At 56.1% G+C, this 26,456-nt stretch carries 22 protein-coding genes and 1 tRNA gene; 13 read left to right on the forward strand and 10 right to left on the reverse strand.

The features are described from left to right. Positions 1-184 precede the first annotated feature (184 nt). From FEM03_RS14270 to FEM03_RS14305, 8 genes are all read left to right on the forward strand, one after another. Positions 185-1,486 carry a sulfatase family protein gene (locus FEM03_RS14270; protein ID WP_166442864.1) on the forward strand — a complete coding sequence of 434 codons (1,302 nt, stop codon included), beginning with the start codon at positions 185-187 and terminating at the stop codon, positions 1,484-1,486. A 100-nt stretch (positions 1,487-1,586) separates the two neighbouring features. Further along, positions 1,587-1,662: transfer RNA gene (locus FEM03_RS14275), tRNA-Ala, on the forward strand. 119 nt (positions 1,663-1,781) lie between these two features. Beyond that, positions 1,782-2,201 carry a phasin family protein gene (locus tag FEM03_RS14280; RefSeq protein ID WP_138086958.1) on the forward strand — a complete coding sequence of 140 codons (420 nt, stop codon included), beginning with the start codon at positions 1,782-1,784 and terminating at the stop codon, positions 2,199-2,201. Between the two features lie 24 nt (positions 2,202-2,225). Further along, positions 2,226-3,905: an ABC1 kinase family protein gene (locus FEM03_RS14285; RefSeq protein ID WP_138086959.1), complete on the forward strand. Its 1,680-nt coding sequence runs from the start codon at positions 2,226-2,228 to the stop codon at positions 3,903-3,905. A 187-nt stretch (positions 3,906-4,092) separates the two neighbouring features. Further along, positions 4,093-4,653, forward strand: a complete 561-nt coding sequence (locus tag FEM03_RS14290; protein ID WP_240772787.1) for a sigma-70 family RNA polymerase sigma factor — start codon at positions 4,093-4,095, stop codon at positions 4,651-4,653. Further along, complete coding sequence (locus FEM03_RS14295) at positions 4,650-6,098, forward strand: FecR domain-containing protein (protein WP_138086961.1); 1,449 nt, start codon at positions 4,650-4,652, stop codon at positions 6,096-6,098. Before FEM03_RS14290 ends, FEM03_RS14295 begins: the two co-directional genes overlap by 4 nt. Before the next feature lie 126 nt (positions 6,099-6,224). Further along, positions 6,225-8,243: an alginate lyase family protein gene (locus FEM03_RS14300; RefSeq protein ID WP_138086962.1), complete on the forward strand. Its 2,019-nt coding sequence runs from the start codon at positions 6,225-6,227 to the stop codon at positions 8,241-8,243. A 37-nt stretch (positions 8,244-8,280) separates the two neighbouring features. Continuing rightward, entirely contained in the window at positions 8,281-9,786 is a 1,506-nt protein-coding gene (locus FEM03_RS14305) for a sulfatase (protein ID WP_240772788.1), read from the forward strand. 72 nt (positions 9,787-9,858) lie between these two features. Here FEM03_RS14305 and FEM03_RS24455 read toward each other — a convergent pair whose 3' ends face one another. After that, entirely contained in the window at positions 9,859-10,248 is a 390-nt protein-coding gene (locus FEM03_RS24455; RefSeq protein WP_166442865.1) for a hypothetical protein, read from the reverse strand. An 85-nt stretch (positions 10,249-10,333) separates the two neighbouring features. On the opposite strand from FEM03_RS24455, the gene FEM03_RS14310 reads away from it, so the two are divergent. Continuing rightward, a complete protein-coding gene (locus tag FEM03_RS14310) occupies positions 10,334-11,800 on the forward strand; it encodes a PEP-CTERM sorting domain-containing protein (protein ID WP_166442866.1) in 1,467 nt (488 codons plus the stop codon). 106 nt (positions 11,801-11,906) lie between these two features. Here the strand turns inward: FEM03_RS14310 and FEM03_RS14315 are convergent, their stop codons facing one another. Together FEM03_RS14315 and FEM03_RS14320 are read right to left on the reverse strand one after the other, a co-directional pair. After that, positions 11,907-12,860, reverse strand: coding sequence for a ThuA domain-containing protein (locus FEM03_RS14315; RefSeq protein WP_138086965.1), 954 nt, complete (start codon positions 12,858-12,860; stop codon positions 11,907-11,909). A 174-nt stretch (positions 12,861-13,034) separates the two neighbouring features. Further along, on the reverse strand, positions 13,035-14,255 hold the full coding sequence (locus FEM03_RS14320) for an aspartate kinase (RefSeq protein WP_138086966.1): 1,221 nt from the start codon (positions 14,253-14,255) through the stop codon (positions 13,035-13,037). A gap of 154 nt (positions 14,256-14,409) precedes the next feature. On the opposite strand from FEM03_RS14320, the gene FEM03_RS14325 reads away from it, so the two are divergent. Beyond that, positions 14,410-14,937, forward strand: a complete 528-nt coding sequence (locus FEM03_RS14325; RefSeq protein WP_206171012.1) for a C40 family peptidase — start codon at positions 14,410-14,412, stop codon at positions 14,935-14,937. A 3-nt stretch (positions 14,938-14,940) separates the two neighbouring features. On the opposite strand, the gene FEM03_RS14330 is transcribed toward FEM03_RS14325, so the two are convergent. Genes FEM03_RS14330 through FEM03_RS14340 form a run of 3 tightly spaced genes read right to left on the reverse strand, consistent with a single transcriptional unit; the run spans position 14,941 to position 17,816 of the window. After that, positions 14,941-16,233, reverse strand: a complete 1,293-nt coding sequence (locus FEM03_RS14330; protein WP_138086967.1) for a hypothetical protein — start codon at positions 16,231-16,233, stop codon at positions 14,941-14,943. Continuing rightward, positions 16,224-16,910 carry a bifunctional 4-hydroxy-2-oxoglutarate aldolase/2-dehydro-3-deoxy-phosphogluconate aldolase gene (locus tag FEM03_RS14335; RefSeq protein WP_138086968.1) on the reverse strand — a complete coding sequence of 229 codons (687 nt, stop codon included), beginning with the start codon at positions 16,908-16,910 and terminating at the stop codon, positions 16,224-16,226. Before FEM03_RS14335 ends, FEM03_RS14330 begins: the two co-directional genes overlap by 10 nt. Positions 16,911-16,919: 9 nt before the next feature. Continuing rightward, positions 16,920-17,816 (reverse strand): glycerophosphodiester phosphodiesterase, encoded by an 897-nt coding sequence (locus tag FEM03_RS14340; protein ID WP_138086969.1) that lies wholly within the window; start codon positions 17,814-17,816, stop codon positions 16,920-16,922. A 176-nt stretch (positions 17,817-17,992) separates the two neighbouring features. On the opposite strand from FEM03_RS14340, the gene FEM03_RS14345 reads away from it, so the two are divergent. Further along, positions 17,993-18,793 carry a hypothetical protein gene (locus tag FEM03_RS14345; protein ID WP_138086970.1) on the forward strand — a complete coding sequence of 267 codons (801 nt, stop codon included), beginning with the start codon at positions 17,993-17,995 and terminating at the stop codon, positions 18,791-18,793. A gap of 27 nt (positions 18,794-18,820) precedes the next feature. Here FEM03_RS14345 and FEM03_RS14350 read toward each other — a convergent pair whose 3' ends face one another. Beyond that, the gene (locus FEM03_RS14350; RefSeq protein ID WP_138086971.1) at positions 18,821-20,248 is read right to left on the reverse strand and encodes an FAD-dependent oxidoreductase; all 1,428 of its coding nucleotides are present in this window, start codon (positions 20,246-20,248) and stop codon (positions 18,821-18,823) included. Positions 20,249-20,393: 145 nt separating this feature from the next. On the opposite strand from FEM03_RS14350, the gene FEM03_RS14355 reads away from it, so the two are divergent. Next, the gene (locus tag FEM03_RS14355; RefSeq protein WP_138086972.1) at positions 20,394-21,359 is read left to right on the forward strand and encodes a Tle-like phospholipase domain-containing protein; all 966 of its coding nucleotides are present in this window, start codon (positions 20,394-20,396) and stop codon (positions 21,357-21,359) included. A 90-nt stretch (positions 21,360-21,449) separates the two neighbouring features. Here FEM03_RS14355 and FEM03_RS14360 read toward each other — a convergent pair whose 3' ends face one another. The 3 genes from FEM03_RS14360 to FEM03_RS14370 form a co-directional block, all read right to left on the reverse strand. Then, on the reverse strand, positions 21,450-22,904 hold the full coding sequence (locus tag FEM03_RS14360; RefSeq protein ID WP_138086973.1) for an FAD-dependent oxidoreductase: 1,455 nt from the start codon (positions 22,902-22,904) through the stop codon (positions 21,450-21,452). 189 nt (positions 22,905-23,093) lie between these two features. Further along, entirely contained in the window at positions 23,094-23,546 is a 453-nt protein-coding gene (tnpA, locus tag FEM03_RS14365; protein ID WP_138086974.1) for an IS200/IS605 family transposase, read from the reverse strand. Between the two features lie 419 nt (positions 23,547-23,965). After that, on the reverse strand, positions 23,966-25,408 hold the full coding sequence (locus FEM03_RS14370) for an FAD-dependent oxidoreductase (protein WP_138086975.1): 1,443 nt from the start codon (positions 25,406-25,408) through the stop codon (positions 23,966-23,968). A gap of 169 nt (positions 25,409-25,577) precedes the next feature. Between FEM03_RS14370 and FEM03_RS14375 the strand changes: the two genes are divergently transcribed. Beyond that, positions 25,578-26,423, forward strand: a complete 846-nt coding sequence (locus FEM03_RS14375) for a helix-turn-helix transcriptional regulator (protein ID WP_206171013.1) — start codon at positions 25,578-25,580, stop codon at positions 26,421-26,423. The last annotated feature ends 33 nt before the right edge of the window (positions 26,424-26,456 follow it).

Below are 26,456 nucleotides of genomic sequence, written 5' to 3' on the forward strand. Positions count from 1 at the left end.
GGTGTTTGAGAAACGTCTTGTTTGGAGGCGGTGTTTGCCTTGAAATAGGTGGATGTTGAAGTGTCGAAAAGTGAAGTTGGTGGAGCGGTCACAGATCGAGGGATTTTGCCGGTGCCGGGGACTGATTTTTGCGCTGATTTGTTGGAGCGCATCGATAACCTGGATGTTTGGCGCGAATCCGGTGATGGCGCCTCCGCATCTGGTGGTGTTTCTTGCGGATGATTACAGTTTCCTGGATTCGAAGGTGGAGGGGGCGGCAGACATGCGCACGCCGAACCTGTCGAAGCTGGCGGCAGCGGGGATGACTTTTACGCATGCGTTTGTGGCTTCACCGAGTTGTGCGCCGAGCCGGGCGGCGCTGTTGACGGGATTGATGCCGGCTCGCAATGGCGCGGAGGTGAATCACAGCAAACCACGGGCGGAAATCAAGAAGCTGCCTGCGTATTTGCAGGAGCTGGGATACGAGGTGGTGGCGTTTGGCAAGGTGGCGCATTACCGGCATACGGGCGACTATGGCTTTGATCATTTTGCACATGACAAGTTTCATGATCATGACGGGGTTCCGGCGGCGTTGAAGTGGTTGAGGGAGCGGAAGAGTTCCAAGCCGTTGTGCATCTTCATCGGATCGAACTGGCCCCATGTGCCGTGGCCCGAGCGGGCTTCATGGGCTGAACCGTCAGCAATGCGGCTGCCACCTTCGCAGGCGGACACCCCAGAAACGCGGGATGCCCGCGCGGCCTACGCGACTGCCGTGACACGGATGGATGATGAACTGGGAAAGGTGATGGCAGCGGTGAATGAGACGTTGGGCACCAATGTGGCGTTGATGATGACGAGCGATCATGGGGCGCAGTTTCCCTTCGCCAAATGGAACTGTTATGATGCGGGGATTCGGGTTCCATTGATGGTGTCGTGGCCGGGAGTGGTGGAGGCGGGGACTCGCAGCGAAGCGATGGTGAGTTGGGTGGACATCCTGCCGACTTTGGCGGAAATGGGTGGAGGGAAGGTTGCGGCGAAAATCGACGGACAATCATTTGCTCCGGTTCTGAGGAGGCAGAAGCAGGAGCACCGCGAACGCATCTTCACCACGCACAGCGCTGATGGGAAGATCAATGTTTACCCGATGCGGAGCGTGCGGACGAAGGATTGGAAGTTGATCGTGAATCTCACTCCAGAAGCGAAGTTCACCACACACATTGATCTGGTTCCCCACGGCAAGTTGCCGGGTTATTGGGGAGGTTTCTGGGAGTCCTGGGTCAGAATGGCGGAGTCCAGTCCGGACATCGCGGCGAAGGTGCAGCGTTATCGTCATCGCCCTGAAATGGAGCTTTACGATTTGGTCAACGATCCTCATGAGATGAGCAATCTTGCCGCCGATCCCGCGCAATTCGACCGCGTGCGGGAACTGCGGTCGGAACTGGAGACCTGGATGACGGCGCAGGGAGATCAACGAGTAGAAAAGGGGCCAGGACCCGAGGTGAAATGAACTTGCCAACCAGTTTCGTTGCCGCATAATTATGGGTGTTCGATGGGCGGGGGGGATTTTCAATTTGAGTTTCTCCAGGTCGCGAGTCGGACAATATTTTGGGGTCATAGCTCAGTTGGTAGAGCGCGTCGTTCGCAATGACGAGGTCAGGGGTTCGACTCCCCTTGGCTCCACCATTTAGAGATGAGAGGTTAATCAACAATTTTGACAGAAAGAGTTGAGCGCGGAATGGAGTTTTCGGTCGAAGTATTAGTGGAAGGCCGCAACAGGGCGGAGAATTTAACTCATCAATACCATGTTTGAGATCGTCAAAAAAAGTGTTTATACCGGACTTGGTCTCGCCAGTTTGACCAAGGACAAGATCGCCAAGTTCGCAGCGGACATGAGCCGTGAGGCGCAGTTGTCGGAGGAAGAGGGGCGTCGTTTGCGCGAGGAACTGGAGGTGAAGGCGGAGGAGTCCAAGGAGCAGTTGGGCGAACAGATCGATCAGCGCATCGACCAGGCGTTGGTGCAGGTGGGGTTGGTGAAGGCAGGGGTAAAAAGGGTGGCTGACCGGACGTCAGATACGTTCCAGCAGTTTGTCGACAAACGGGTGGATGCGGCGCTGGAGCGACTGGGTGTGGCGAGGAAAGAGGACATCGCATCCTTGTTGCAGCGCATTGAGTTGCTGGAGAGCAAGGTCAGTGTGCCGACGGTGGTCGAGCAGGTGGGTTGAGGTCTGAGGTCTTAACAATACCCTATGCAGTTCAATCCGCTGGCACGGCAGCAGCGTGATCTCGGTCGGCTGACTGAGATTGTGAAATCGTTGGTGCGCTACGGGTTGGCGGACTGGATGAGGCCGTTGCCGTTCTCGTGGATTCAGGAATTTTTCAGGAGCAGGGAGGGCGACAAGATTGCGGATGCGCCGATGGTGGTGCGGTTACGGATGGTGATGGCGGAACTGGGGCCGACGTTTACCAAGTTGGGTCAGTTGTTGAGCACGCGACCGGATCTGGTTGGTGCGGAGGTAGCGTTTGAACTGGCGAAATTGCAGTCGAGTGCCCCGGCAGATTCGGTGGAGGAAATTCGGCAGATCATCTTTGAGGATTTGGGGGCGGAACCGGAGTTGCTGTTTGCGGAGTTTGATCCGGTGGCTTTCGCTTCGGCGTCGATTGCGCAAGTGCATGGGGCACGGTTAATGAGTGGGGAGGCGGTGGTGCTGAAGGTGCAGAAGCCGGGGATTCGCAAGAAGATCGAGGCGGATTTGTCGATCCTGGCCTGGCTGGCGGAGCAGGCGGAAAAACATTCGCCGCAGTTGCGGGTTTATCAGCCGTTGGAGGTGGTGCGGCAGTTTGAGCGTTCGCTGAAACATGAGTTGGATTTTGATCATGAACGGCGCAACATGGAGGAGTTTGCGCATCGGTTTCGGAATGATCCGACGGTGAGGTTCCCGAAAGCATGGGCGGCTTATTCGAGCAAGCGGGTGCTGACGATGGAGCGATTTGAGGGGGTGTTTGGCAATGATCACGCGCAGCTGCAGGCGTCGGGATCGGACTTAAACACCTTCGCATTGCGGGGGGCCAACATGTATCTGGAGATGATTTTCAGGGATTCGTTTTATCATGCGGATCCTCATCCGGGGAACTTGATGCTGTTGCCGGGCGGCGTGGTGGGGGTGTTGGATTGCGGAATGACGGGGCGGCTGGATGAGCGGGTGAGAACGGAGATTGAGAATCTGGTGATGGCCGTCGGCCAGTCGGATCCCTTGGCATTGGCGGGGGCGGTGGTCAGGCTGGCGGTGCATCCGCCGGAAGGAGATCGCGAGCAATTGGTGGCGGAGCTTTCGGAGTTTGTGGCGGATCACACCGCGCGGCCGATTGGCGAGCTGGAGTTGAGTCCGGCGTTGCAGAGTTTGACGGGAATTATACGGCGGCATCATCTGATGTTGCCGCCATCCGTGTCGTTGTTGTTGAGGACACTGGTGTTGCTGGAGGGGACGTCGCAGTTGTTGAGTCCGCAGTTCAGTCTGGCGGCGGTGATCCGGCCGTTTTATCGAAGGGCAATTCGTCGGAGGTTGACGCCGAGTCGTTGGATCAATCGTTTCCAGCGCACGGTCGGCGACTGGGATGCGTTATTGCAAACGTTGCCGAATGATTTGAGCGAGATGGTGCAGCGGGTGCGAACAGGCAAATTTCAGGTGCACCTGGATCACCGTCATCTTGATCCGGTGATCAACCGGCTGGTGTTGGGCATTGTGGTGGCGTCACTGTTTTTGGGATCGTCGTTGTTGTGGAGCATGAAGGCACCGCCGGTGCTGGGTGGGGTGTCGATTTTCGGAGCGGCGGGTTATGCGATGGCGGTGTATCTTGGTTGGAAGTTGTTCAGGGCGATCCGGAGGTCGGGGGATATTGGGTCCGATGACGAGGAGGGGAGAGGTTGAAAGGCTAAAGGCTAACGGCTAACGGCTAACGGCTAACGGCTAAAGGCTTCACGGCGTAGGGATGTGAAGTCCAACGATATGATGTCCAGATGAGTCGAGCGGAGCCGGTCAGATGAAGAAATTTCTCAGGGGAGGATTAAAGCCATGGTTGATAATTTGATTATCCTCTATGAATGAGGCGGCGTGCATGGGCAATGATCGATCCAATCCGCCGGGAGAGCTCGGAGCGACTGCACGGTCGTTTGGGGGTTTTGATCGTCTGTTGGCGGAGCATTCTTCTTCGATCCGCCTTTATGTCCGGTCGTTGATGCCGGGTTATGAGGGGGCGGATGATTTGGCGCAAGAGACGTTGATCAAGCTTTGGGAAAAGCGCGATTCGTTTGAAGAGGGGACGAACTTTAAGGCTTGGGCGTTTCAAGTCGGCAAATTTATGGTGATGAATCAACGCCGGAAATTGTCGCGCTCGCCGGTGGTGATGTTGGATGACGAATTGATCGAGAAGATTGACCAGCGTTGGATGGAGAAGGAAGAGAGCCTGACAGATGAGCATCATCGAGCTTTGAAGGCGTGTTTGAATTTGCTAAAACCAGAGGATCAAAATCTTTTGCACGCCCGTTATGCAACCGCTATTTCGCTGGAGACATATGCTGAGCAGGAGGGCACCCGGTCGGGCACCCTCAAGGCAAGGTTGTTCCGTTTGAGAGACGCTTTGCGGGACTGCATCGACCGCCGACTAGGACATTCATGAATCCCATTCCTCCAGAAGACTCCGCTAAAATCAATCGTGCGCTCGATCATTTGATCGATGGCAGTTTGTCGGCTGAGGAGCTTTTGGAAGTTCAGGAATGGATGAAGGCGGATGCGAAGGTGCTCAATCTGTATCTCGAGAAGATGTCCATGGAGTCTTTGTTGAAGGATCATGTGTGGATTCGGAAGGAGCCTGAGGTTTTCACGGCACCGATCAAGTTGCGGAGGGTGGATCGACGACGGTTGGTGATGCTGGCTGCGGCGGCATGTTTGGCATTGTTGCTGGTGTTGACGTTGTGGATGAAACCGAGGCAGGATGCCGGGGCGGGACTCGTTTCTGGCGAAAGGTTGCCAAGTGTGCAATTTTCGGCGGCATCGGTTTTTGAAGGGGTGTCGTCCAAGACGTCAGATGATGGAGCGTTGCCTTTCGGTGATGGCGTGGTGATGCAGGACGGTTCGGTGTCGATTCGACTGCCAAGTGGGGTCGAGGCGTTGTTGAAAAGCCCTTCGCGGTTTTCGATCACGGGTGCGAACCGCTTGAAGTTGGATCAGGGATCGGGATGGTTTCGAGTGCCTCCGGAGGCCAAGGGGTTTGCGGTGGATTTGCCGGAGATGGAGGTCATTGATTTAGGCACAGTGTTTACGGTGCGGGTGGATGAGCTCGAACATCAGGTGCAAGTCGAGCAAGGGTTGGTTGAGGTGAGGCAACGGACGGTCGGACTTGGAACCCAGCGGTTAAAGGCGGGGGAGATGCTGGTGCGGCGCGCCAACCACGAGACGGTTCAACTGGTATCGGGAGCGTCTTTGGTTGACCCGGATTCCTTGAAGGATGACGCAGAGGTCGTATTCCGAGAGTCGTTAACGGGTGTGTCGGACCAGCCATTTTCGGAACGGATACCGTTGAAGGGTAGTTGGACTGTTTTGGAAGGTATTCCGCAGATCAGTCATGGGCGGTTTGTGGCCAGGTCGAACTTCACGCATTTGATGGGCCGGTTTTCCCGTCCCATTGAGCCTTCGGAAAATGCGGTAGTTATGGTGAGCTTCAAATCGGTGTCTCCGATGTCGCTGTTTCACTCCGAAGGATTTGCCGGCATCAGTTTGTTTGACCGGGATGGGGAACTGATGTTTTTTGGCGACAAAGGGGAAGATTCTTACTCTTGGGAACTGTTGACTTTTGGTAAAAATTATCGGGGTCCGGCGGAGAAACGGAGGGCTTATGATCTTGCGATTCAAGGCAGTGCGGAAACCTTTACGCTGCGATACCGTCAGCGCACCGGTGCTTTTGAAGTGTTTCGCGGATGGGGGGCACAGGGTTTGCCGTTGATTCGCGGAACGACGGATGCTGGCTTGCGATTTGACGGAGTGAGAATCGCCAATGGTGAAGGCGGGGATTTCTCTTTTGAGGATATTGAGGTGTCGGTGGTGAAGGAGACGAAGGGCCAATGAGGGCGTTTTTTATCCGCGCTGGATAGATTCCGTGATTTTTTTGGCAACCGAATGGCGGAAGGAAACATTTGGAGATTGGCGGGCGCATTGAAGGGCCCGCGTGTTCATTCTACTCGACTCAATTTCATGGTTCGCCAATCTGCTTTACTCGTCTGTCTGCATCTGGTTTTTTTGCCAATAGGGGTGAATGGTCAGGAAGCAGCTTCTGGGGCAAAAATGGTGGTGCAACAGGATCGTGAGCGCATCTTAACTGCGGCTGAAGCGGTGCTCGCCAAGATGCCATTCAGCATTACTTTTGACCGATCTCCCCTAAGCGAAGGTGGGCCGGACGAGTTCTTCTCGATGAGCGATCATTACTGGCCTGATCCTGCCAAGGCGGACGGCAAACCATACATCATGAGGGATGGTCAGTCGAACCCGGGGAATTTTAATCAACACCGGGAAACCCTGATGGCGATGCGGGATGCCACGTCTGTTTTGGCGGCAGCGTATTGGCTGACAAAAGATGAACGTTATGCCGCCAAGGCAGTGGAGATGCTGAAGGTGTTTTTTCTTGATGAGGGGACTCGAATGCATCCCAGTCTGGATCATGCTCAGGCAATCATAGGCAAGCCGACGCCGGACCGGGGGACCGGACTGATTGATACCTTGCATTTGGTGGAAGTGCCGTTGTCGGTGCTGACGCTGCGTAATTCCAAGGCGATGAAGGTGGAAGTTTTTGATGGCTTGCGGCAGTGGTTCGCCGATTACACTTCCTGGCTTGTTAGCAGTTCCAAGGGGAAGAATGAGGCGAAAGCGATAAACAATCACGCCGTGGCCTACTGGCTTCAAGTGGCGTCATTCGCGACGCTTACGGAAAATGAAGCGTTGTTGGTCGAATGCCGACGTCAATTTAAGGAGGTTTTCATCGGTGTGCAGATGGCTGTGGATGGTGGCTTTCCATTGGAGTTGGGGCGAACAAAACCGTATGCCTATTCGATTTTCCAACTGGATAACATGACGGCGCTTTGCCAGCTGTTATCCAGTTCGTCGGACAATCTTTGGACGTTTACGACGAGCGACGGCAAATGCATGCGAAGAGCCATGGCCTTTTTGTATCCTTTTCTTGCCGATAAATCCTCCTGGCCTTTGAAACCCGATGTTCATGCTTGGGAGGGATGGCCAGTTCGTCAATCGGCGTTGTTGTTTGGAGGCATCGCCTTTCACGAGGACAAATATTTGCGGTTGTGGCGCAGTTTGAATGCCGATCCAGAAGCATTCGAAATTCGGCGAAATAACGCCATCACGCAGCCTTTTTTGTGGACTGCGCTGTTTGATCATTCGACCGCGACCGCTGCGCCAAAGAAACTGCGTGCCAAGGATGTTTTTGAGCCAAACCAAAGGATCATGTTCGCAGACATTTTCAAGGGTTTGCCTTTTGAAAGGTGGAACATTTCGGAAGATGATCGATATTCACTTCCGGTTGCTAGTTCGGAACGCATTCAGGTGGTGGATGCGCCGGGACCATGTGAAGATGGCAAGGCCGTGAAGTTTGTGGTGAGAAGGGCACCCAACTCATTTAGGTCGGAAATTTCACTGCCTCATGAAGAGGGGTTTCAGGAGCGATGGTATGCGGCCAAAATTTTCATTCCTGAAGATTGGGTATTTGATCCATTAAAGGCGCAGGATATCGTTTTGCAGTGGCATGGCATACCTGGCAATTGGAAACCTACGCATCCCAACCTGGCTATCTCCATCAGCAATGACCGATGGTATATACGGCAGAGTTTTGGTTCGCCACAAGAGGGGGTGTCTCGAAACAGTGAACGGCTTGAAGAGTCTGTGCAGAGGGGGCAATGGGTCTCTTGGATCATTCATGCCAAGTGGCATCCTGGTGCCGAGGGATTGTTGCAGATTTGGAAGGACGGTAAATTGGTGTTTAATCAAGCCGGGCCAAATGTGTATGGCACCATCGGCGTGGAATATACCCCTTACTTCAAGACTGGAATCTACCGGCCTGAGTGGCATGTCAATACTGAGCGCAAGTTGGAAAATTTTAGGACCGAAGTGGCGGAATCCAAGATAAAGACGGTGTTCGTCAGTGATGTGAAAGTCGGTAGTGAACGGGCACGATTGGAAGACTTCATCGGCAACGCCTCAAAGTAATGACTACGCGATGCGTTCCTACCAGGGTTTTCAAGTTATGACATTCAACATGATGATTTTGATAGGGTGGAGCTTGCTTTTTACTGGCCTGGTTCAAGCTGAAGATCGACGAAATCATCCGAATGTTTTGTTGATCGCGGTGGACGATCTCAACGATTGGATCGGGTGCATGAAGGGGCATCCACAGGCGAGGACACCGCACATGGACAAGCTTGCAGCACGCGGGGTGTTGTTCACCAATGCTTATTGTGCTGCACCGGTTTGTCTGGCTTCGCGCACGGCAATCTTTTGTGGTCGATATCCTGATCAGACAGGTGTTTTTAGTAACTGGGGGAAGACGCGTGGAAAGATGCCTGCAAAGTCATTGCAGATGCCGCTTCACTTTTCAGCAACGGGATATGAGACACTTGGTGCTGGCAAACTTTATCACGCAGCCTCGCCGCAATTTTTTGATGACTATTTCGATACCGAGCAGCGCTGGAGTCCATTCACTCAAGAGCAGGCGCAATATACGGAAGCGGAATTGCCGAGTAAAGGGAGTGACTCGCCGGAGCATTTGGTGGTTGATGGCCCCGGTGGGAAAGACTGGATTTTGCCCCTAAACGGACTACCCAGTGAACGCAATGCTGATGGTAAAGAAGGGGAGTCGTTTGATTGGGGGGCTGTCGATGTTGCGGATGTTGAGATGGGAGACACGCGCATCACTAACTGGGCGATGGAAAAACTGGGTGGGCAAAGGACCAAACCGTTTTTTCTCGGAGTAGGATATTACCGGCCACACATTCCGCTTTTTGCGCCGCAACAAGATTTTGATGTCCTGCCGCCGGTGGAGGCGATTCAACTGCCGTTATGCATCCCTGATGATTTGGACGACTTAGGGGAGGCAGGCAGACGGTTTGCACTAGATCCAATTACGGCAGGCACCCATCAGTTGGTGACTGATCACGCGCAATGGAAACAGGCGGTGCGGGCCTATCTGGCGTGCATTGGTTATGTGGATCGTCAGATCGGGAGGTTGATTACCAAGCTGGATGACAGCGAGCACGCGGGGAATACGTGGATCATTTTGTTTAGCGATCATGGCTGGCAGTTGGGGGAAAAGCAGCATTGGGGCAAGTGGACAGGTTGGAGGACATCGTCACGTATGCCTTTGATCATTGTTCCACCTGCCAATTTACAATTGCCGCGAGGGAAGGTTTGTGCTGAACCGGTGAGTCTAATGGACTTGTATCCGACGCTGATTGAAGTGTGTGGTTTGGCAGAAAAGAAAGAGGTGGCTGGCAGGTCTTTGATGCCATTGTTGAAGAATCCGGAGCAGGACAATGGACGTGCAGTTGTGACGGCTTTTGATCCGGGTAATCATGCCTTGTCTACCCGGGAATGGCGTTATCTTCGTTATGAAAATGGGGAGGAGGAGCTTTACCATGTTCATGCTGATCCGCATGAATGGCACAACCTTGTTAACGTAGCGCAACACCGTTCCATCTTGACAGAAATGCGTCACAGGCTTGAAAGTGAACTGCTCGACATTCGGGAGCAGTAGTGTCACTTGATCCTAAATTATAGGCAGATCATGCTTCAGAGTGAACTTGTGATTTTGATTGTCGCTACGTGATCATGTGACCAGTGAGGGAACGAATTGGATTTCGCAGTAGAGAAATATTTGGTTTTTTTGCAACCGAAGTTGGCGGTCGAACATCCGCCCTCTGAATTCCTTCAGCCGCACTTCGCGGGATTCGAAGGAAACCCTCGTTCCCGTAATCTCCAAAATCTCATCTTCTATGGAATATCCTGATGTGCCTATCCCGCGTTTCCAAAAAACTACGAGGTCCATTTTTTTGTGTGGGGGGTGCTTGTTGACCATGGCCGCAATGCAAACTCCACTAGGTGCGGCCACTTTGTTCTGGGATTTTACGCCAGCGACTGCCAATGGAGTTTCCAATGGAGGAGGCACGAGCGTTGCCCCGGGCAATTGGTTGGGTGGTGCAAGTTGGGACAGGGGCACGGGTAGTGGCTATCAAATATGGGCTGATGGAAATGATGCATCGATTGCAGGTAATTCGGCCGTGGCGGTAAGTGGCCCTGTCACGATGAACTCTTTGAACATCACTGGTGGGACTGTGAGAATTCAGTCGGACGCTGCCGCCAATGATCATGTGCTTACTCTCACCAATGGTGGAACGATTGCGTCTGGTGGCGTGGTGTTGTTTGGTGGAGATCAAGCCAATGTGTCTGGCAATGAGCGGTCGCTTGATGTGAGGCTTGGCGGCGACATCAATACCAGTGGCACGAGTGGGGGCAACATTGATCTTTTTGGGGGCACCATGCTGTCGTCCACTTCTACCGCGGGAAGGAATATTTACGCCAATGTGCGGATCGGTTTTGGCCAGGGAGCAAGCACCTCAGCAATTTTTGGGAGCAGCACAAACACCGGTTCACTGTTCATCAGCGGCAACCTTTCCACCTTTGGTGGTTCGCGCCGCATTGATGTGGTGTCAGGGATGACGGTTGAAGCTTCGGGCAACTATTTGAATGCCAACTCGGGTAGTGCAGCGTCGTTGACGACGGCTGGTGGAGGGGTTTTGAAGGTTGGCGGAGTCGCGTCGAATAGTGCCATCAACACGTTTGTCGTTGGTGCCGGCACGGATACAACAACGCTGGAACTGACTGGAAGTGGAGTGATGTCGTCTACTGGGTCTGCGACAGGAACCATGGGCAATAATTTTTCAATAAACTCGGTCAATGCGGTGTTGAAGTTCAACTCCTCTTTTGCACAGTCGGCCACGGCGGGGGTGCAAAACTTTGCGGGTGTTATTTCTGGAGGAGGACGTCTTGTTCAGGAAGGTAATGGAGTTTTGGCGTTGACCAACAACAACACTTACACCGGCACAACGACGGTAAGTGGTGGGGTTTTGCAGGTAGGCAGTGGAGGCGTTGGGTCTACCGGAACCGGTGGAGTTACCATTCAGAATGGTGGAACATTGCGCGGCACGGGAACGATTCGCAGCAGTCTGTTTGCGGCGCAACTGGGAGCGGTGATCCAAGCGGGGGACGATGGCGCAGCGACAAGTTTTGGAACGCTGAAGTTCACTCCGGCTTCGGGCAGCGGCATTTTTGATTTTCAAAGCGGCAGCAGTGTCAGTTTGGGCCTCAATCCCAGCGGCTCAGGTGATTTGCTTAGTTTCGATGGTTTGTCTGCTGGCACGTTAGTGTTTGATGGGGACCTGCTGGTGTCGGCGGCAGGTTTTGTGCCGACATCAGTGCAGGTTTTTAACCTGCTTGATTGGATCAATGTCGATACCGTCACGTTTAACAGCCGTTACAATGCGGCTTCTTATGCGGGGCTGCTGCTTGGCAACGGCGATGATAACTTGGGTTTTGATTTGCCGGATATTTCGGGATCGGGTTATGGATGGGATATTGGCCAGTTTCAGACCAACGGGACGATTGCGACTGCTTTGCTGGTGCCGGAGCCTTCCGCATTGTGGTTGGGCGCGGTTGGATTGGCAGCGATGATGTTTAGACGCAAACGCCGGATGGGGACGGAGTTGAGTTGAGGTGTCCGTCGATTGTGGGGTCGCTGGGCGTCGGTGTTGGGGCAAAAAGAATGGCTGGTTGACGAATCAACCAGCCATTGAAAAGGTCTCGATCGAGCTTTGTGAGTTACTTCACATTGCCCAGGGTGGCGTCGCCTTCTTTGAGGCCGAGGGCCCAAAGAATCCCGCCGAGGATGTGGTCTTGATAGACCTGGGCGATTTCAGGGGCGTTTTTGCGCTCGTTGGTGCCGGCTTTCCAAGTGGGATCCCAAACGTCTTCGCGGTGGCCGAGGCTGGTGTAGAAGACTTTGCCTTTGCCGAATTCCTTGTTCCAGCTGATGGGGTAATAGCCAGGGGTGCCGTCGTTTGGATGGGCATTCAGGCCGAGGAGACCATGGACGGTCGCGGGGTCGTAGGATTTGAAGATGTAGATTTCGTCGAAGACTTTGTAGCCGCCGGGGAAGGGTTGGGTGGCGGGATGGGCTTTGTCGTGGATGATGGGCTCGACTTCCACTTGGGCTTTGTGGGTTTGGAATTCGCCGCCGAGCATGTCAACATAGGGACGGAATTTGTGGAAGGTGTCGGAACCGGAGTGCATCGCGATGAAAGCTTTGCCGCCTTTGATCAGGTCAATGAAAGCCTGGGGGTCGGGGAAGGGGAGTTCGCCGGTGGTGTTGCAGAAGACGAAGCCGTCGTATTGCTGAATGTTTTCAGTCGCCAGCTTGCCGTGGGCGTAGGCAGTGATTTTGTCTTCCCAAGCTTTGCGGAGGGGAAGAAATTCGGCCATGGCGGCGGCGTAGGCTTCTTCTTTGGCCTTGAAGGTTTCGTCGGTATCTTTGGCTTCGCGTTTGGGTTTGTTGGGGTTTTTTGGTGCGGGTTCGGGCTGTTGAACGAAGTCGACGGTGAAGGCTCCGCTTTTGGTGGCCAATTCGGCGAGGACTTTTTCGCCGGTCTCGATGGAGGAGTGGCGGAAGCCTGTGGTGATGGAGACAACGAGCAGCTTTTTGGGGGCGGCTTCGGCGAAGGTGGTGAAGGCAAAGATGCCCGCGAGGATGAAGGTGGGAAGACGAAGGATTCGCATAAGAAGAAGGTTACATTACGCGATGGGTGCGTTGATGTCTTTCCTGGAATTGTGTTTTGGCGGGAAAGTTGGCGTGGTTGGGAATGGGTATGAAAAAAGCACCGGAGTGCGGTGCTTTTTTACGAAGAAGAGATGAAAGGCCCGGGACGGACCTTCTACTTTGGAAGATGACTATTATTCGGCGTCTAGTCCAAAGGCGGTGTGGACGGCTTGGGCGGCTTTTTCGATGTCGGCTTCGCTGACGGTCACGGCGGTTTTGATCTCACTGGTGGAGATCATCTGAATGTTGACCTCGGCGGCGGAAAGTGCGGCGAACATACGAGCGGCGACGCCACTGTGGCTGCGCATGCCGATGCCGACGATGCTGAGTTTGGCGATGCCGCTTTCGCTGCGGACATCGGTGTTGGGGCCGATGTCGGCGAGGACTTTGCGGACTTCGGCTTCGGCTCTAGGGAGATCGGCGGCGCTGAGAGTGAAGCTGACATCCGTTTCGCCGTCATAACTGACGTTCTGCACGATGATGTCGATGACGATGTTGGCTTTGGCGATGGCACCGAAAATCAGGGCGGCGACACCGGGCTGGTCGGGGACGTCATCGATGGTGATTTTTGCCTGATTGCGTTCGATGCTGATGCCGCGGACGACGACGGATTCCATGCCTGGAGTTTCTTCTTTCACAAGGGTGCCGGGGTTGGTGTTCATGCTGTTGCGGACTTCGAATCGGACTCCGAATTTTTTGGCGAATTCGACGCTGCGGCTTTGCATCACCTTGCTGCCGCTGCTGGCCATTTCCAGCATTTCGTCGTAACTGATGGTTTCGATTTTTTGAGCTTTCTTAACGACCCGCGGGTCGCAAGTGTAGACGCCGTCGACGTCGGTAAAGATCTGGCAGAGGTCGGCCTTCACGGCGGCGGCCATGGCGATCGCGGTGAGGTCGGAACCCCCGCGGCCGAGGGTGGTGATAAGGCCGTCGCTGGTTTTGCCCTGGAATCCGGCGAGGATGACGATGTTGCCTTCATCAAGCATTTCGTGGACTTCGGTGGGCGTGATGTTGGCGATGCGGGCCTTGGTGTGGACGCCGTCGGTTTCAATGCCGGCCTGCGCGCCGGTGAGGGAAACGGCCTTGCCGCCGAGGGCGTTGATGGCCATGGCGGTGAGCGCGATGGTTTGTTGTTCGCCGGTGGAAAGGAGGACGTCGAGTTCACGCTCGGTAGGAGCTGGGGAAACGGCGTTGGCGAGTTTGAGGAGGTTGTCGGTCACCCCGGACATGGCGGAGACGACGGCGATGATCTGGTTGCCGGCTTGCTGGCTTTCGAGGATGCGGCGGGCGACGTTGCAGATACGTTCGGGATTGCCGACCGAGGTGCCACCGTATTTTTGGACGATCAATGACATGGAAGAGGAGTGCGGGAAAGGGGGGCGGAAGTTGGCACGGTTCGCAGTGGGTGCAAGGAGGAAACGATGAAGGCTCGGCCAAACGAATTTTTACAAAAAGATTGGCTTTGTATGGAAATTATGGATAATGTGTATTATTGTATAATTAAGCTTTATGAAACGGTCGTCTTCAAGTTCTCCGATTCGCTGGATTTTGGCGAGTGTGGTGGTGTGGTTTCTTTTGCAAAGCTTGTGGCTGACCAAGGCGCAGGCGTCGGGAGCTTATCCTTTTCTGAGTTACAATGGGAAAGTGGCGAAGGCTCCGGTCGGGGTGCCGCCAGCAGTGCATCATGCGGTGAAGGCGGCGAACAGTTTGCAGGGAAAACCTTACGTGTTTGGGGGCGGTCATCGGAAGTTGTATGACCGGGGGTATGATTGTTCGGGATCAGTTTCTTATGTGCTGTATCACGCGGGCCTGCTGCGTGGACCGATGCACAGCAAGGCGTTTAAGGACTACGGGCGTCCGGGGCCAGGGAAGTTCATCACGCTGTTTGTGACGGATGGACATGTATTCATGTCGATCTGCGGACTGCGTTTTGACACGAGCGATTGGGGAGCAGGACGAGGTGAGGGGCCGAGATGGAGGCCAAAATCGCGCAAGCTGGCGTCGGGTTACCAGATGCGGCATCCGCCGGGGTTGTGATGTTTAGGGAGTTTGAATCTTCCAGGCTTTGGCGATTTCGGGATGGGTCTCGGTGAGGATGTTGCGAAGATGTTCGCGTTCGGAAGCGGAGAGATGCATGCCGCCTTCGGATGGTGTGGGATCGAGGGCGGATTCGAGTTGCTGGTAAATGGCTTGTTTGAGGGCAGGTGGAAGAGCGAGAAATGATTCGCTGTGGATCATGTAGCTGCAGCGGTGTTTGAATAGGCGGGTGTGGAGCTGGAAGTCTTTTAAGGAACGGCCATCGCTGGTTTCCTTGCGGTTTTTGCGGAAGGCGTCCTGAAAGGCCGGATTGCCTTCGATTCCGCCTTCGGGGAGGGGATGTTCGTCGGCGAACAGGAGGGATTTGACGATGGATTGGGCGTGATGCTGAATGAGGCTGAGGGCGGAGCCTTGGGGTTCGTCGGAGATGGGATCACCAAAGGCGTCTTGCATGGCGCGTTGACGTTCAAGGGCTTCCAACGTAAATCGGGTGGCGGCGGTGAAGAGGTTTTGAATGGCGCATTGGTGTTCGAGCACCATGAGGGCAACGATGTCACTGGTGGTGGTGAGATAGGGGTCGGTGTCGAAGAGGTGGGCGATGGATTCGAGATTGGCACCTTTGTTGCGAGGAAGATGGACGCTGTCACCCGCAGGGTTTTCGCTGGCGGTGACGTTGCCCATGTGGAGTTCACTGCCGTGTTTGCCGGTGACATACCATCCGCCCCAGCGTTCGGAAATCGGACTGTCGGGAGTGGTGAGAAAGCTGCCGTGACGGAGCAATGGTTGGCCGGAATCGGCGGTGAAGACGGAGCGCACGAGCAGGCCTTTGACGCGTTGGGTGCGGGTGGTTTCGTGACAGGAGAAGCACTGCTCGCTGGGGGCGAGATTGGGGGGTTGACGGGAGTTGACGGGAATGTCGAGGGAGTAGAATTGAGGTTCCTGACCGGGATCGATGGCGATGATTTCAATGACACCGCCCTGCACCCAGCCGATGTAGAGGTGATCGTTGAAGTAAAGAGCGCGGGGGCGTTGGGGGTGAATGAGGTTGTTTTGCAGACTGGTTTTTGAGAAGACAAGGGTCTGCGATTCGATGGGAACTTCCAGGGCGGCGAGGAGACTGCGCAGGAAGGCTTTTTCGCTGCTGGAATCGAGTGTGACCTGGCCCTGGCTGATGCGCTGCCAGAGTTTGGCGACGGCATCATTCGAATGCGCCCAAGGTTGATAGGTGCTGACCTGGGCGCTGAGGTTGAGCGCGAGCGCGTTGAAGAGGATCGTCAGGAGGAAGATCAACCGCATGAAGTGAATTCGGGTTCAGGTTGCCGCCGCGATTTTTGGATGAGCTGCCCCGCCTCGCGGGCGAGTTTGGTGATGCCCGACCAGTCTTGTTCGGCGACCAAGGCACGCGGGGCAAGCCAGGAGCCGCCGATGGCGTGGATGAGCGGTTCGCGAAGGAAGGTTTCAGCGTTGGTAGGGTTGATGCCGCCGAGCGGGAGGAATTTCACCCCGAGGTGGGAAAAGGGGGCGGCGATTTGGCGGAGATAGGGGAGTCCGCCGCTGGCTTCGCAGGGGAAAAACTTCATCAACTGGCAGTCGGATTCGAGGGCGATTTCGATGTCGGTGGGGGTGCAGATGCCGGGCGCAAAAGGAAGGCCGAGATCGCGCGCGGCAGCGATGGTTCGTGGGTTGGTGCCAGGGGCGACGGCGAAGTCGGCTCCAGCGCGATGAACATCTTCGACTTGGGATGGAGTAAGGACGGTTCCAGCTCCGATGGTCATGTCGGGCAGGTAGGCGTTGATCAGTTCAATAGCTTTCAGTGCGCCGGGGGTTCGCAAGGTAAGTTCGATGCAGTTGATGCCGCCTTCGAGCAGGGCAGTGGCAAGAGGGACGGCATCGGGAAGATGATCGAGGACAACAACGGCAATGATGCGGGATTGACGAAGTTTGCTAAAGGCGGGTTCAGGGAAAGTTGGCATCGAGCGGGGTTAGGGGGACGGGGATGTTGTTGTGGTGGTAGTGGTAGTGGTTTGGTGACGGCGCATGATGGGGATGACGACATCGGGGTGATCGGTGGCGAACGATTGGACTCCGAGATTGAGTAATCGTTCGTAGATGGCGGGTTCTGAGGCGGCCCAGGGAAGGGCTTGGAAAAGGATGCCCCGTGGCTTGAGTTCGGCGGCGAGTTCGCGAATGAAAGCCTCGGAGGGTTGAAGAGTGCGCATGCCGTTGGCGTCTTTGGGTTCGCGGATATGAATCTGGAGTTGAGTGATGCCGCCGAAGTTTTCGGTTTTGAGCTGATCGATGCGGGTCCGGAGTTTCTCCTCTTTGCCACCCATCCAGTGCAAGGTTTGGGCATCGGGCAGGAGGGCTTTCCATGCGCGGATTTCGTCAATGATGGTGGAAGCAAAAATGACCTGACTCCCGACCTGTTGTTTCTTCACCAGATTGGCGAGATCTTTGAGGTCGACTTCCTTGATGTCGAGATAGAGACGCCGGTGCGGTTCTCCGCGCATGAAGTCGAAGATCTCGTCGAGGGTATGGATGTGTTCTGTGCGGTTGGGATCGCCGGTTTCGGCTCCGATCTTGAGTTTGCGGATGGCGCTGAGCGGGAGGTCGCGCACGCCCTGTTTTTTCAATTCCGGCGAGGGATCATGAACGACGCGGGCGAAGTTCTTGTCGTGAAACACGACGATGTGTCCGTCAGAAGTGGTGCGGATGTCGGCTTCGGGAATGGCGCCGAGTTCCCAGCCAAGCTCGAAGGCTTTTACGCTATTTTCCGGGGCGAGCACTCCGGCGCCGCGATGGCTTTGGACGATGAAAGGGACGGGCTCGGTGGCATGCGCCGAGGTCAGCAGCAGACAACAGAGAAGTCGGGTGATCACGAGGGGTCAGGAGGGTTGGGGGTGGTGACGGTGTTGCAGGCTCAGTGTTGGGGCAATTGGCGGGATTGCAACGAATGGATTCGAGTCACTGAATGTGGTGAGCAGGGCCCACGTTGAGGCGATGGGAGTTTTTGATTGACCTGAGGCTGAGGGGTGGGACATCATTGATCATGTTGATGATGAGGCGTTTCGGTTTGATCTGGATTCTAACTCTCGTGTGGGGCGCGGTGCAGATGCCATCGGTTCATGCGGTGGTGCTGGTTCAGCAGACTTCTGGTCAGTTCGCTTTCGAAGCGGAGTCATACACAACTCTGACCGGCACTGGTTGGGAGAGAATCACTACCACCACCGGCACCAAGACGTTGCCAGGCGGATCGAATGCGGTGGGAGATGCTTTGTATTCGAGGAATGGTGGATCGCCAAGTTCGTTTGCGACTTACAGTCTGCAGTTCATTGCTGATGGAACTTACTACGTCTATTCCCGCTATTCGATGTATGACATCGTATCCGGCGCTCCTTCGCCTCCTGGTTATGGTAATGAAGATTCGTTTCATATCGCACGCGATCTTGGATTGGCTCCGGCGATCGGTGGAGGAGCAGATGTGGACTGGTATGCCCAGCATCTTTCTCCTCAGGGGCATTTACCGGCGGATTCGCCAACTCCCAATCCCAACGATGGGCGGTTTTTTTACTGGGATGAGGCGCAGCTGTCGGGCACTTCGACCAATCCGCTGACCTTTACGATTACGGGAGCGAGTGCAACAACGCCGGTGGATGTAACCTTTTCCATTGGCAACCGGGAAGGTGGGGTGACGCTTGACCGGTTCGTGTTCAGCACCACGAGGCTCAACACCTCGATTTCTGCTGGGAACAGCGCGACCTTGGATGGGATCGCGTCGGTGCCTGAGCCTTCAAGAGCGGTTTTTTCGATGGTGGCGTTGGTGCTGGCGGTGGGGATCAGGCGCCGGGATGTTTGAGGGGGGAGGGGTTGGATGGCCGGAGGATTACGCTTGCGCGATTTTGGCGAGCTGGCCCTTAGATTCGGACCAGTCGACTTCATGGGGTTGACGTTTGCTTTGCGCGGCAATGGCGGAGGTGACTCCTGCGGCTTCGCCCATGGCAACGGCGTTCCCGGTAACGCGATAACTGGCGTGCGAGATGAAGTCGCCGCTGATGCAACGTCCGGCCATCATGAGGCCGTCGACGTCTTTGGCGATGAGGGCGCGGAGGGGGATGTGATACGGTTTGGTTTTGACCCCGGCGTTGTGATAGGGCTTGGTTTCGTTGTCCTTTTTGGTGACGGCGTGAATGTCGACGTTGAAGGTGACGGTGACGACGCCGTCGTCCTGTTGGCGGCCTTCGATGAGGTCTTCCTTGGTCATGAAGTAGCGGCCTTTGATGCGGCGTCCATCGCGAACCCCGATTTGCTCGGCGGTGGCGACAAGCAGCAGTCCATCCCATGGCCCGCCAAGTTTGCGCAGGCCTCGGGTGATGGTGTGGATCTCCGCCCGGGCACGCAAAGTGGCGGCGGTGATGGCATCGGCATCATCGGCGCGCACGGCGTATTCGTGATTGATCATCAGGTTGAACAGGCCGTCGCGAACGTGGAACAATGAAGGCGTGCCGTAAGTGGGATTGTGGCCAAAGCGGGCCATTTCGGCGCGGAGATTTTCGACCGGTTCCTTGCGCCAGGAGGGGCTACCGTAGTGGGAGGCGAAGGGCTGCAAGGCTTCGGGGTTGGGAACGGTGACCATGGCCATCATGGTCATGGGCTGGCAGGGACAGGCCTGATTTTCGCCTAGTTCCCATTCGCATCCGGCAAGGTGACCGAGGTCGCCGTCACCGGTGGTGTCGATGAAGACACGGGCCTTCCATGCCTGACGTCCGGATTTGGATTCGGTGACGATGGTGCTGAGACGCTTGTTGTCGTCTTTATAAGCAGCGACAACGCGGCTGAAAAGCTGGATCTTAACTCCGGCGGCGACACACATTTCTTCGAGGAGGAGTTTCATTTCCTCGGGATCGTAGAAGTAGGCGCTCTTCGTGTTTGCCTTAAAGCCGGAGCGTGCGGTGAGTTCGTTGACGATTTCCTGATTGAGTCCGGTGTTTTTGGCATCGAGCACGTAGCTGAGCAGACCCGCGGTCCACACGCCGCCGAGGCATCCGTGAACTTCGAAGAGGCGGACTTTGGCTCCACTGCGGGCGGCGGTGATGGCGGCTCCGATGCCAGCAGGACCTGAACCGCAGACGATGACATCGACGTCGTCCGTGATGGGGAGATTGCGCGTGGGTTCGTTCAGGCCGGAGTTGATTGGCGTCGTGGATGCCGTCGCGTTAGAGAGTAGCAAAGGGGTGCCGGTGATGCCTGCGAGGGCGCTGCCGAGGAAGTGGCGGCGGTTGGGGGAGGCCGATGAAGGTGACTGAATTGGCATGAAAGGATAACCGCAATCGATGGTTGATTCTTGCAGATGAGAAAATTGATAGTTGATCAAAAAATAGATTGCGCTCTAATTCGTCAATGGATAGAAAAAAGAGATGAAGTCCCAAGTTCTCCTGCCGGTCGCCTGTGGTGTTGCCATGCTGTTTTCCGCTTGTTCGACCGAAATCAGGGTTCACCGGGAGGAATTGAGCCGACAGGTCCAATGGTCACAAGCGGTTGCACCCTATGCGATGTTGTCGTTGCTTGCTTACGAAGGGCCGGGCAATGGGAACATTGCCAGCATGAAAGGCGGCAGGGTCAGCACGAAGCTGTCGGAGCTGCCAGACGACCGCAGCGGGTTTGTGACCGAGAGCAGGGTGAGGCTGGCAAAAGACGGCTGGCGTCGAATTTACGCTTTCGATGAGGAGGAGGAAGGCACGCGTGCGGCTGAGGAATTGTATTTCGAGGTGTGGGAGAAGAGGGTTGGTGGTGAGATCAAGGAGATTGTGTTTGCTTTTGAAGGGACCGACAGCTTTGCGGACATGAGGACAAACATGCGCTGGTTCAGACTGTGGCGGGCGCGTGGTGATCGGGGGGATCAATATGACGCCGTCAACAAAGTGGGCTTGGAGCTTCACCGGAAGCTTTGGGCGCAAACCGGAGGGAAGGCGCGTTTCACGGCCACTGGTCACTCATTGGGAGGTGGTTTGGCCCAGCATTTTTATTATTCGGCATTGCCGCACATGGATCGTGCCGTGGTTTTTGATACGACGCCGGTGACGGGCTACCAGGATCTTAGCAAAGAACAGCGCGGCAAGTTTCTTCGCGAGGTGTATCGTGATGAGTTCCCGACCTACCGGGTGCTGCGTGTTCACGAAGATGGCGAATTGCTTGAGTATTTGCGCGATTTTACCCAAAAATTCTTCCCTCAGGACAGTGTCATCCGTGCGGTGGAATTCAAATCGCATACCCGTGGTGGGGCGCTGATCAAACACGGCATGGCCAGGCTGGTGAGCAAGATTTTTGAAACCGAACTTGCTGCCAAAGAAGAGATTGAAGAGGAAAACCAATCTGGTGGACCGGCCAAGTCGAAGAGGTTTCGCTTCTTTCTTGTTCCTCGTTAAAAACAGGCTGTGAGGCGGGACTCACTTTGAATTTTTAGTTCATGGTGAGGGCGAGAGGCAGAGGTGAACCGGCAGAGCGCGATTCTTCGGTTAACCTGCTGCGATTTTGGTGAGCTGCTCTTTGCCTTCGCTCCAGGGGACTTCGTGGGGCTGGCGTTTGGTTTTGGCGGCGATGGCGGCGGTGGCACCGGCGGCCTCGCCCATGGCCACGGCATTGCCCGTGACGCGATAGCTGGAGTGTGAGATGAAGTCGCCAGAGATGCAGCGTCCGGCCATCATAAGTCCGTCGACGTCGCGGGCGATGAGGGCGCGCAGGGGGATGTCGTAAGGTTTGACCTTGATGCCGGTGGCGTGGGTGGCGGATTTTTGGTTGTGCTCGGCGGTGGTGGCGTGAATGTCGACGCTGAAAGTGGCGCGGGTAACGCCGTCGTCATAACGTGAACCATTGATGACGTCATCTTTGGTGACGGTGTAGCGTCCTGCGATGCGACGTCCATCGCGCACACCGATTTGTTCGGCGGTGGCGACGAGTTGAATGCCCTCCCAAGGTCCGCCGAGCTGGCGCAGTCCGTCGACCATCTTGTTCATTTCCTTGCGGGCGTTGACGGTGGCTTGCGTGACAGCGGCGGCATCGAAGGGTTTGACGCCGTATTCGTGGTTGAGCATGGCGAACACAAGGTTTTCTTTGACGTGCCAGAGGGTGGGTTTGCTGTAGGAGGGGAAGTGACCGGTGGTCTCGATGATTTCGCGGATGCGGTTTTTCTTCTGGTCGTTGGTGTTTTCGCCTTCCAGCGGATTGCCGAAGCGGATGAATTCGCGAAGGGCTTCGGGGTTGCGAACCGTGAGCAGGGCATTGAGCGACATGGGCTGGCAGGGGCAGGTGACAGTGCTGTTGCCATCGCCGTAAGCGGGATCGCCGAGATCGAAGGAGCAACCTGCCTGGGCAGCGAGGTCGCCGTCGCCGGTGGTATCGATGAAAACGCTGGCGCGCCAGGCTTCACGTCCGGCTTTGGAATCGGTGATGATGGTGGTGAGCTGGCGGCCTTCTTTAAAGGCGGCGGCGACACGGGTGTGGTATTGAAATTGTATGCCAGCTTCCACGCAGAGTTCTTCGAGGAGCAGCTTGAGTGCTTCGGGATCGTAGCTGAACGAACCGGGACGATGGCCGGTGTAGGCCCCGCGTTGGTCGAGTTTGGTGCGTAGTTCTTTTGACAGGCCGGGTTTGTCGAAGTCGAGAAAATAACCTAGCAGTCCGGCGGTCCAGATGCCGCCGAGGCAGCCGCGCCATTCGAAGAGGCGGACTTTGGCACCGGCACGGGCGGCGGTGATGGCGGCGGCGATCCCTGCGGGACCGGCGCCGCAGACGATGACATCGGCGTCGTTGGTGAGCGGGACGTTTTCAGAGGGGATGGTGAAGCCGTCGGATGGCGTGGAGGTGCGGGAGGGTTCTGCGGAATGGGTTTTGAGGAGAGGGGCGGTGGCAAGGCCTACGATGGCGCTGCCCAAAAAGCGGCGGCGGTTGGATGCGGAAGGGGAGGAAGGCATGGGGACAATAAACAGTAGAGATAGGTTTTCTTGCAGAGGAGCGGGGTGTCGCTGTGCATAACTCCGCGTTCCGCCGCATGATTGACAACGAATTTAAGCCCCAAAGGGGCGACCTACGACAGCCCGGGGCAACGCCCTGGGGAGGGCGTCCAGAAATTATTCGAGCCCCAACGGGGCGACCTGAAGTCTTCAATCCCACACATATCGTTCATCATAGGCCACCCGATGCTTGTTCAGAAACGCGTGATATTCCTCTTGAAACGTTTTTGTTCGGTGGTGCTCCTTCTGGTTGGCGATGTAATTTCGGACGGCGGCGACATTGGATTGGCTCACGGCAAATGCGCCATATCCGGCCTGCCAGGCGAAAAGGGATAATTCAGGTCCCTGCGTTTTGATCCACTTGGATGAATGTTTTTTGATGTCTTCAACCACACTGCTGATCGTCACGGTGCGGGCGAGTTCAAAGAGAAGGTGAATGTGGTCGTTGACTGAATTGATGAGCACGGGGTGGCAACCGAGGTTTTGTAACACGGTGGCCATGTAGGCGTGGAGCGCCGGGCGGACGCCATCGTGGAGGAGAGGTTCGCGGTTTTTGGTGCTGAAAATGAGGTGGATGTGGAGACGGGCGAGGGATTGGGGCATTTTGGGGCGCCCTTTCAGGGCTCGGGGGTTTGGTGGGGGATAGGTCCCAAGGCGTTGCCCTGGGCTGTCGTAGGTCGCCCCGTTGGGGCTGGATTCATTGACGGATCGATGGTTTTGATTTAGGGGGGGTGCTTGAGGTCGGTTGAGGTCGGTTGAGGTCGGTTGAGGTCGATTGAGGTCGATTGAGGTCGATTGAGGTCGATTGAGGTCGGTTGAGGTCGATTGAGGTCGGTTAAAGGTGGTTAGATACAATAATGTTCAATGGCAACCTGCGCGTGCAAATGATTTGGTGTCGAAAAACTCTGCTGGGGATGATTTTTCGGCGGGATAGTGAAATGAATATCCCGATGGAGTGACTCAGCGCGCCGATTTCGATGCGCGAGGTGCTGGGTGAAGGAAATGGAGTGGTCGCTTTGGGGCTACACGCGGGTGATTTTTGCGAGCAGTTCTTTGGCTTCGGCCCAATTGACTTGGTGCGGTTGGCGTTTGCTTTGGGCGGCGAGGGCGGCAGTAACTCCGGCGGCTTCGCCGGTGGCGACGGAGTTGCCGGTGACGCGGTAACTGGCGTGGGAGATGAAGTCGCCGCTGATGCAGCGTCCGGCCATCATGAGTCCGTCGACGTCTTTGGCGATGAGGGCGCGGAGGGGGATGTCGTAGGGGGTGAATTTGGTGACGCCGCCGCGTTCGATGGTGAGTTTGTCGTTGTCGGTTTTGGTTTTGGCGTGGATGTCGACGGGGAAGGTGACGCGGGCGACGGCGTCGTCGTGTCGGGCGTGGGTGCTGAGGTCTTGTTTGGTGACCATGTAGCGGCCATGGATGCGTTTCCCGTCGCGGATGCCGATTTGTTCGGCGGTGGCGACAATTTGTAATCCTTCCCAGACGCCGCCGAGTTTGCGAAGGGCGCGGGTGATGGTGTGGATTTCTTTGCGGGCGCGGACGGTGGCGGCGGTCATGGCGTCGGCGTCATCGGGACGGATGCCGTATTCGTGGTTGGCCATGATGAGGACGATGTTGTCGCGAACGTGGAAGATGGTGGGCATGCCGTAGGAGGGGTCGATGCCGGCGCGGCGGATTTCGGCTTTGAAGTTTTCAGTGGCCTTGACGTGCCAGTTAAGGTCGCCTTGGTAAAAGGAGATGTAGGGTTGCATCTGGGTGACGTCCTTGACTGCGGCGAGGGCGTTCATGGTGAGGGGCTGGCAGAGACATTCGCGGGCGGCATCGTTGCCCATGTCGCCGAGGTCCCATGCGCAACCGGCGAGGGCACCGAGGATGCCATCGCCGGTGCAGTCGATAAAGACGGGCGCGCGCCAGGCTTCGCGGCCGCTGCGTGATTCGGTGATGATGGTGGTGAGCTGGCGTCCGTCACGATAGGCAGCGACGACGCGGGTTTGGAGACGGAATTTGACGCCGGATTCGGTGCAGAGGTCCTCGAGAAGGAGTTTCATTTCGTCGGGTTCGTAGACGAAGACTTTGGGGCTGGTGCCGCGGCGGGCGTCGCGGGCGTCGAGGTGTTGGCGGATTTCATTGGTGAGGCCCGGTTTGTCGAAGTCGAAGATCCAGGTGAGCAGTCCGGCGGTCCACACGCCGCCAAGGCAGCCGTGGGTATCGAAGAGTCGGACGTTGGCTCCGGTGCGGGCGGCGGCGATGGCGGCGGAGACTCCGGCGGGGCCGGCACCGCAAACGATGACGTCGGTGTCATTGATGAGGGCGAGGTCGCGAGCGGGTTCGTGGAAGGCGGGGGAGTTTGCAGAGGATAATTTTGGGGGCTCGGTGGCGCGGGTGGAAATGGGGGCGAGAAGGGAGCCAGCGATGGCGGATTGAAGGAAGTCCCGGCGGGAAAATGGGTGGCTTGGATGGTTCATGGTGGCGTGTAGAAGTGAGTGGCGAAAATGAGAAGAATGGAATATTTGCAACTTGTCGGGAACGACTTTAGAGAGGTGTTACTGAGTAAAATAGAAGAAAAAGCTAACAAAAGTAGCACAAAAGAAACGTATGCAGAATGCTAACGGCGTCCGTAGACTCGCTGGGATCATGGATTCGGTGATCGAGCGGGGATTTCCGGGCGCGGTGTATCTGGTGTCGGAGCGGGCGGTGCCGGAAGAGGGTGAAATTATGGGAATTCTGGATTGTCCGAGATTTAGTCTGTGTCTGGCGGGGGAGGCGAAGTATCAGGTGATGCGTGATGGGGTGCTATCGGTGGTAACGTTGAGGCGCGGGGAGGCGATTGTGGTGGCGCCGAATTGCGTGATGGAGCCGCATGCGGATGGCAATTATCTGGCTTTGGGCGTGGTGTTCTCCGGTGAGTTGACGAGGTTTTTATTAGCGCGGAAGAAGCGGGGCGAGGGGAAGGTGGCGCATCGGTTTTTGCTGGCGCATCATAGTCGGGCAACGATGGATGAGGAGTTGCGTTTCTTTTTTGAGGCGCTTGAGCGGGGTGGGAGTCGGAACGTGGATGACCGCTATTTGTGCCGGTTGCTGCAGTTGGTTTTGATCAAGGCACGGGAGTTGATGGATCAGGAGCCGGCGGCGGGGACGGGCGTGAGGCGGGCGCATTTCACCTGGCGTGCCGCCTGTCATTATGTGCAGGAGCATCTGGCGCAGGGAATTGGACGGGCGGATGTGGCGGCATTTTTGCGGCTGCATCCGAATCATGTGTCGCGGTTGTTTTCGGAGTTTAGCGGCGGATCGTTCAATGCGTATTTGCTGAAGGCCAGGTTGCAGCGGGCGCAGGGGTTGTTGCGGGATCCGTCGATGAATGTGGGTCAGGTGGCGCGGGCGTGCGGGTTTGCGGAGGCGAATTATTTTATTCGTTGTTACCGCAAGGTGTTTGGGGTGACGCCGGGGAGGGGGCGGGGGCGGGTGATTGAAGTGAAGTGAAACTTCGTGGTCCAGCCTTTTGATATTGCGTCT

Origin of the sequence: Phragmitibacter flavus, assembly GCF_005780165.1 — a bacterium.
Classification (GTDB): domain Bacteria; phylum Verrucomicrobiota; class Verrucomicrobiia; order Verrucomicrobiales; family Verrucomicrobiaceae; genus Phragmitibacter; species Phragmitibacter flavus.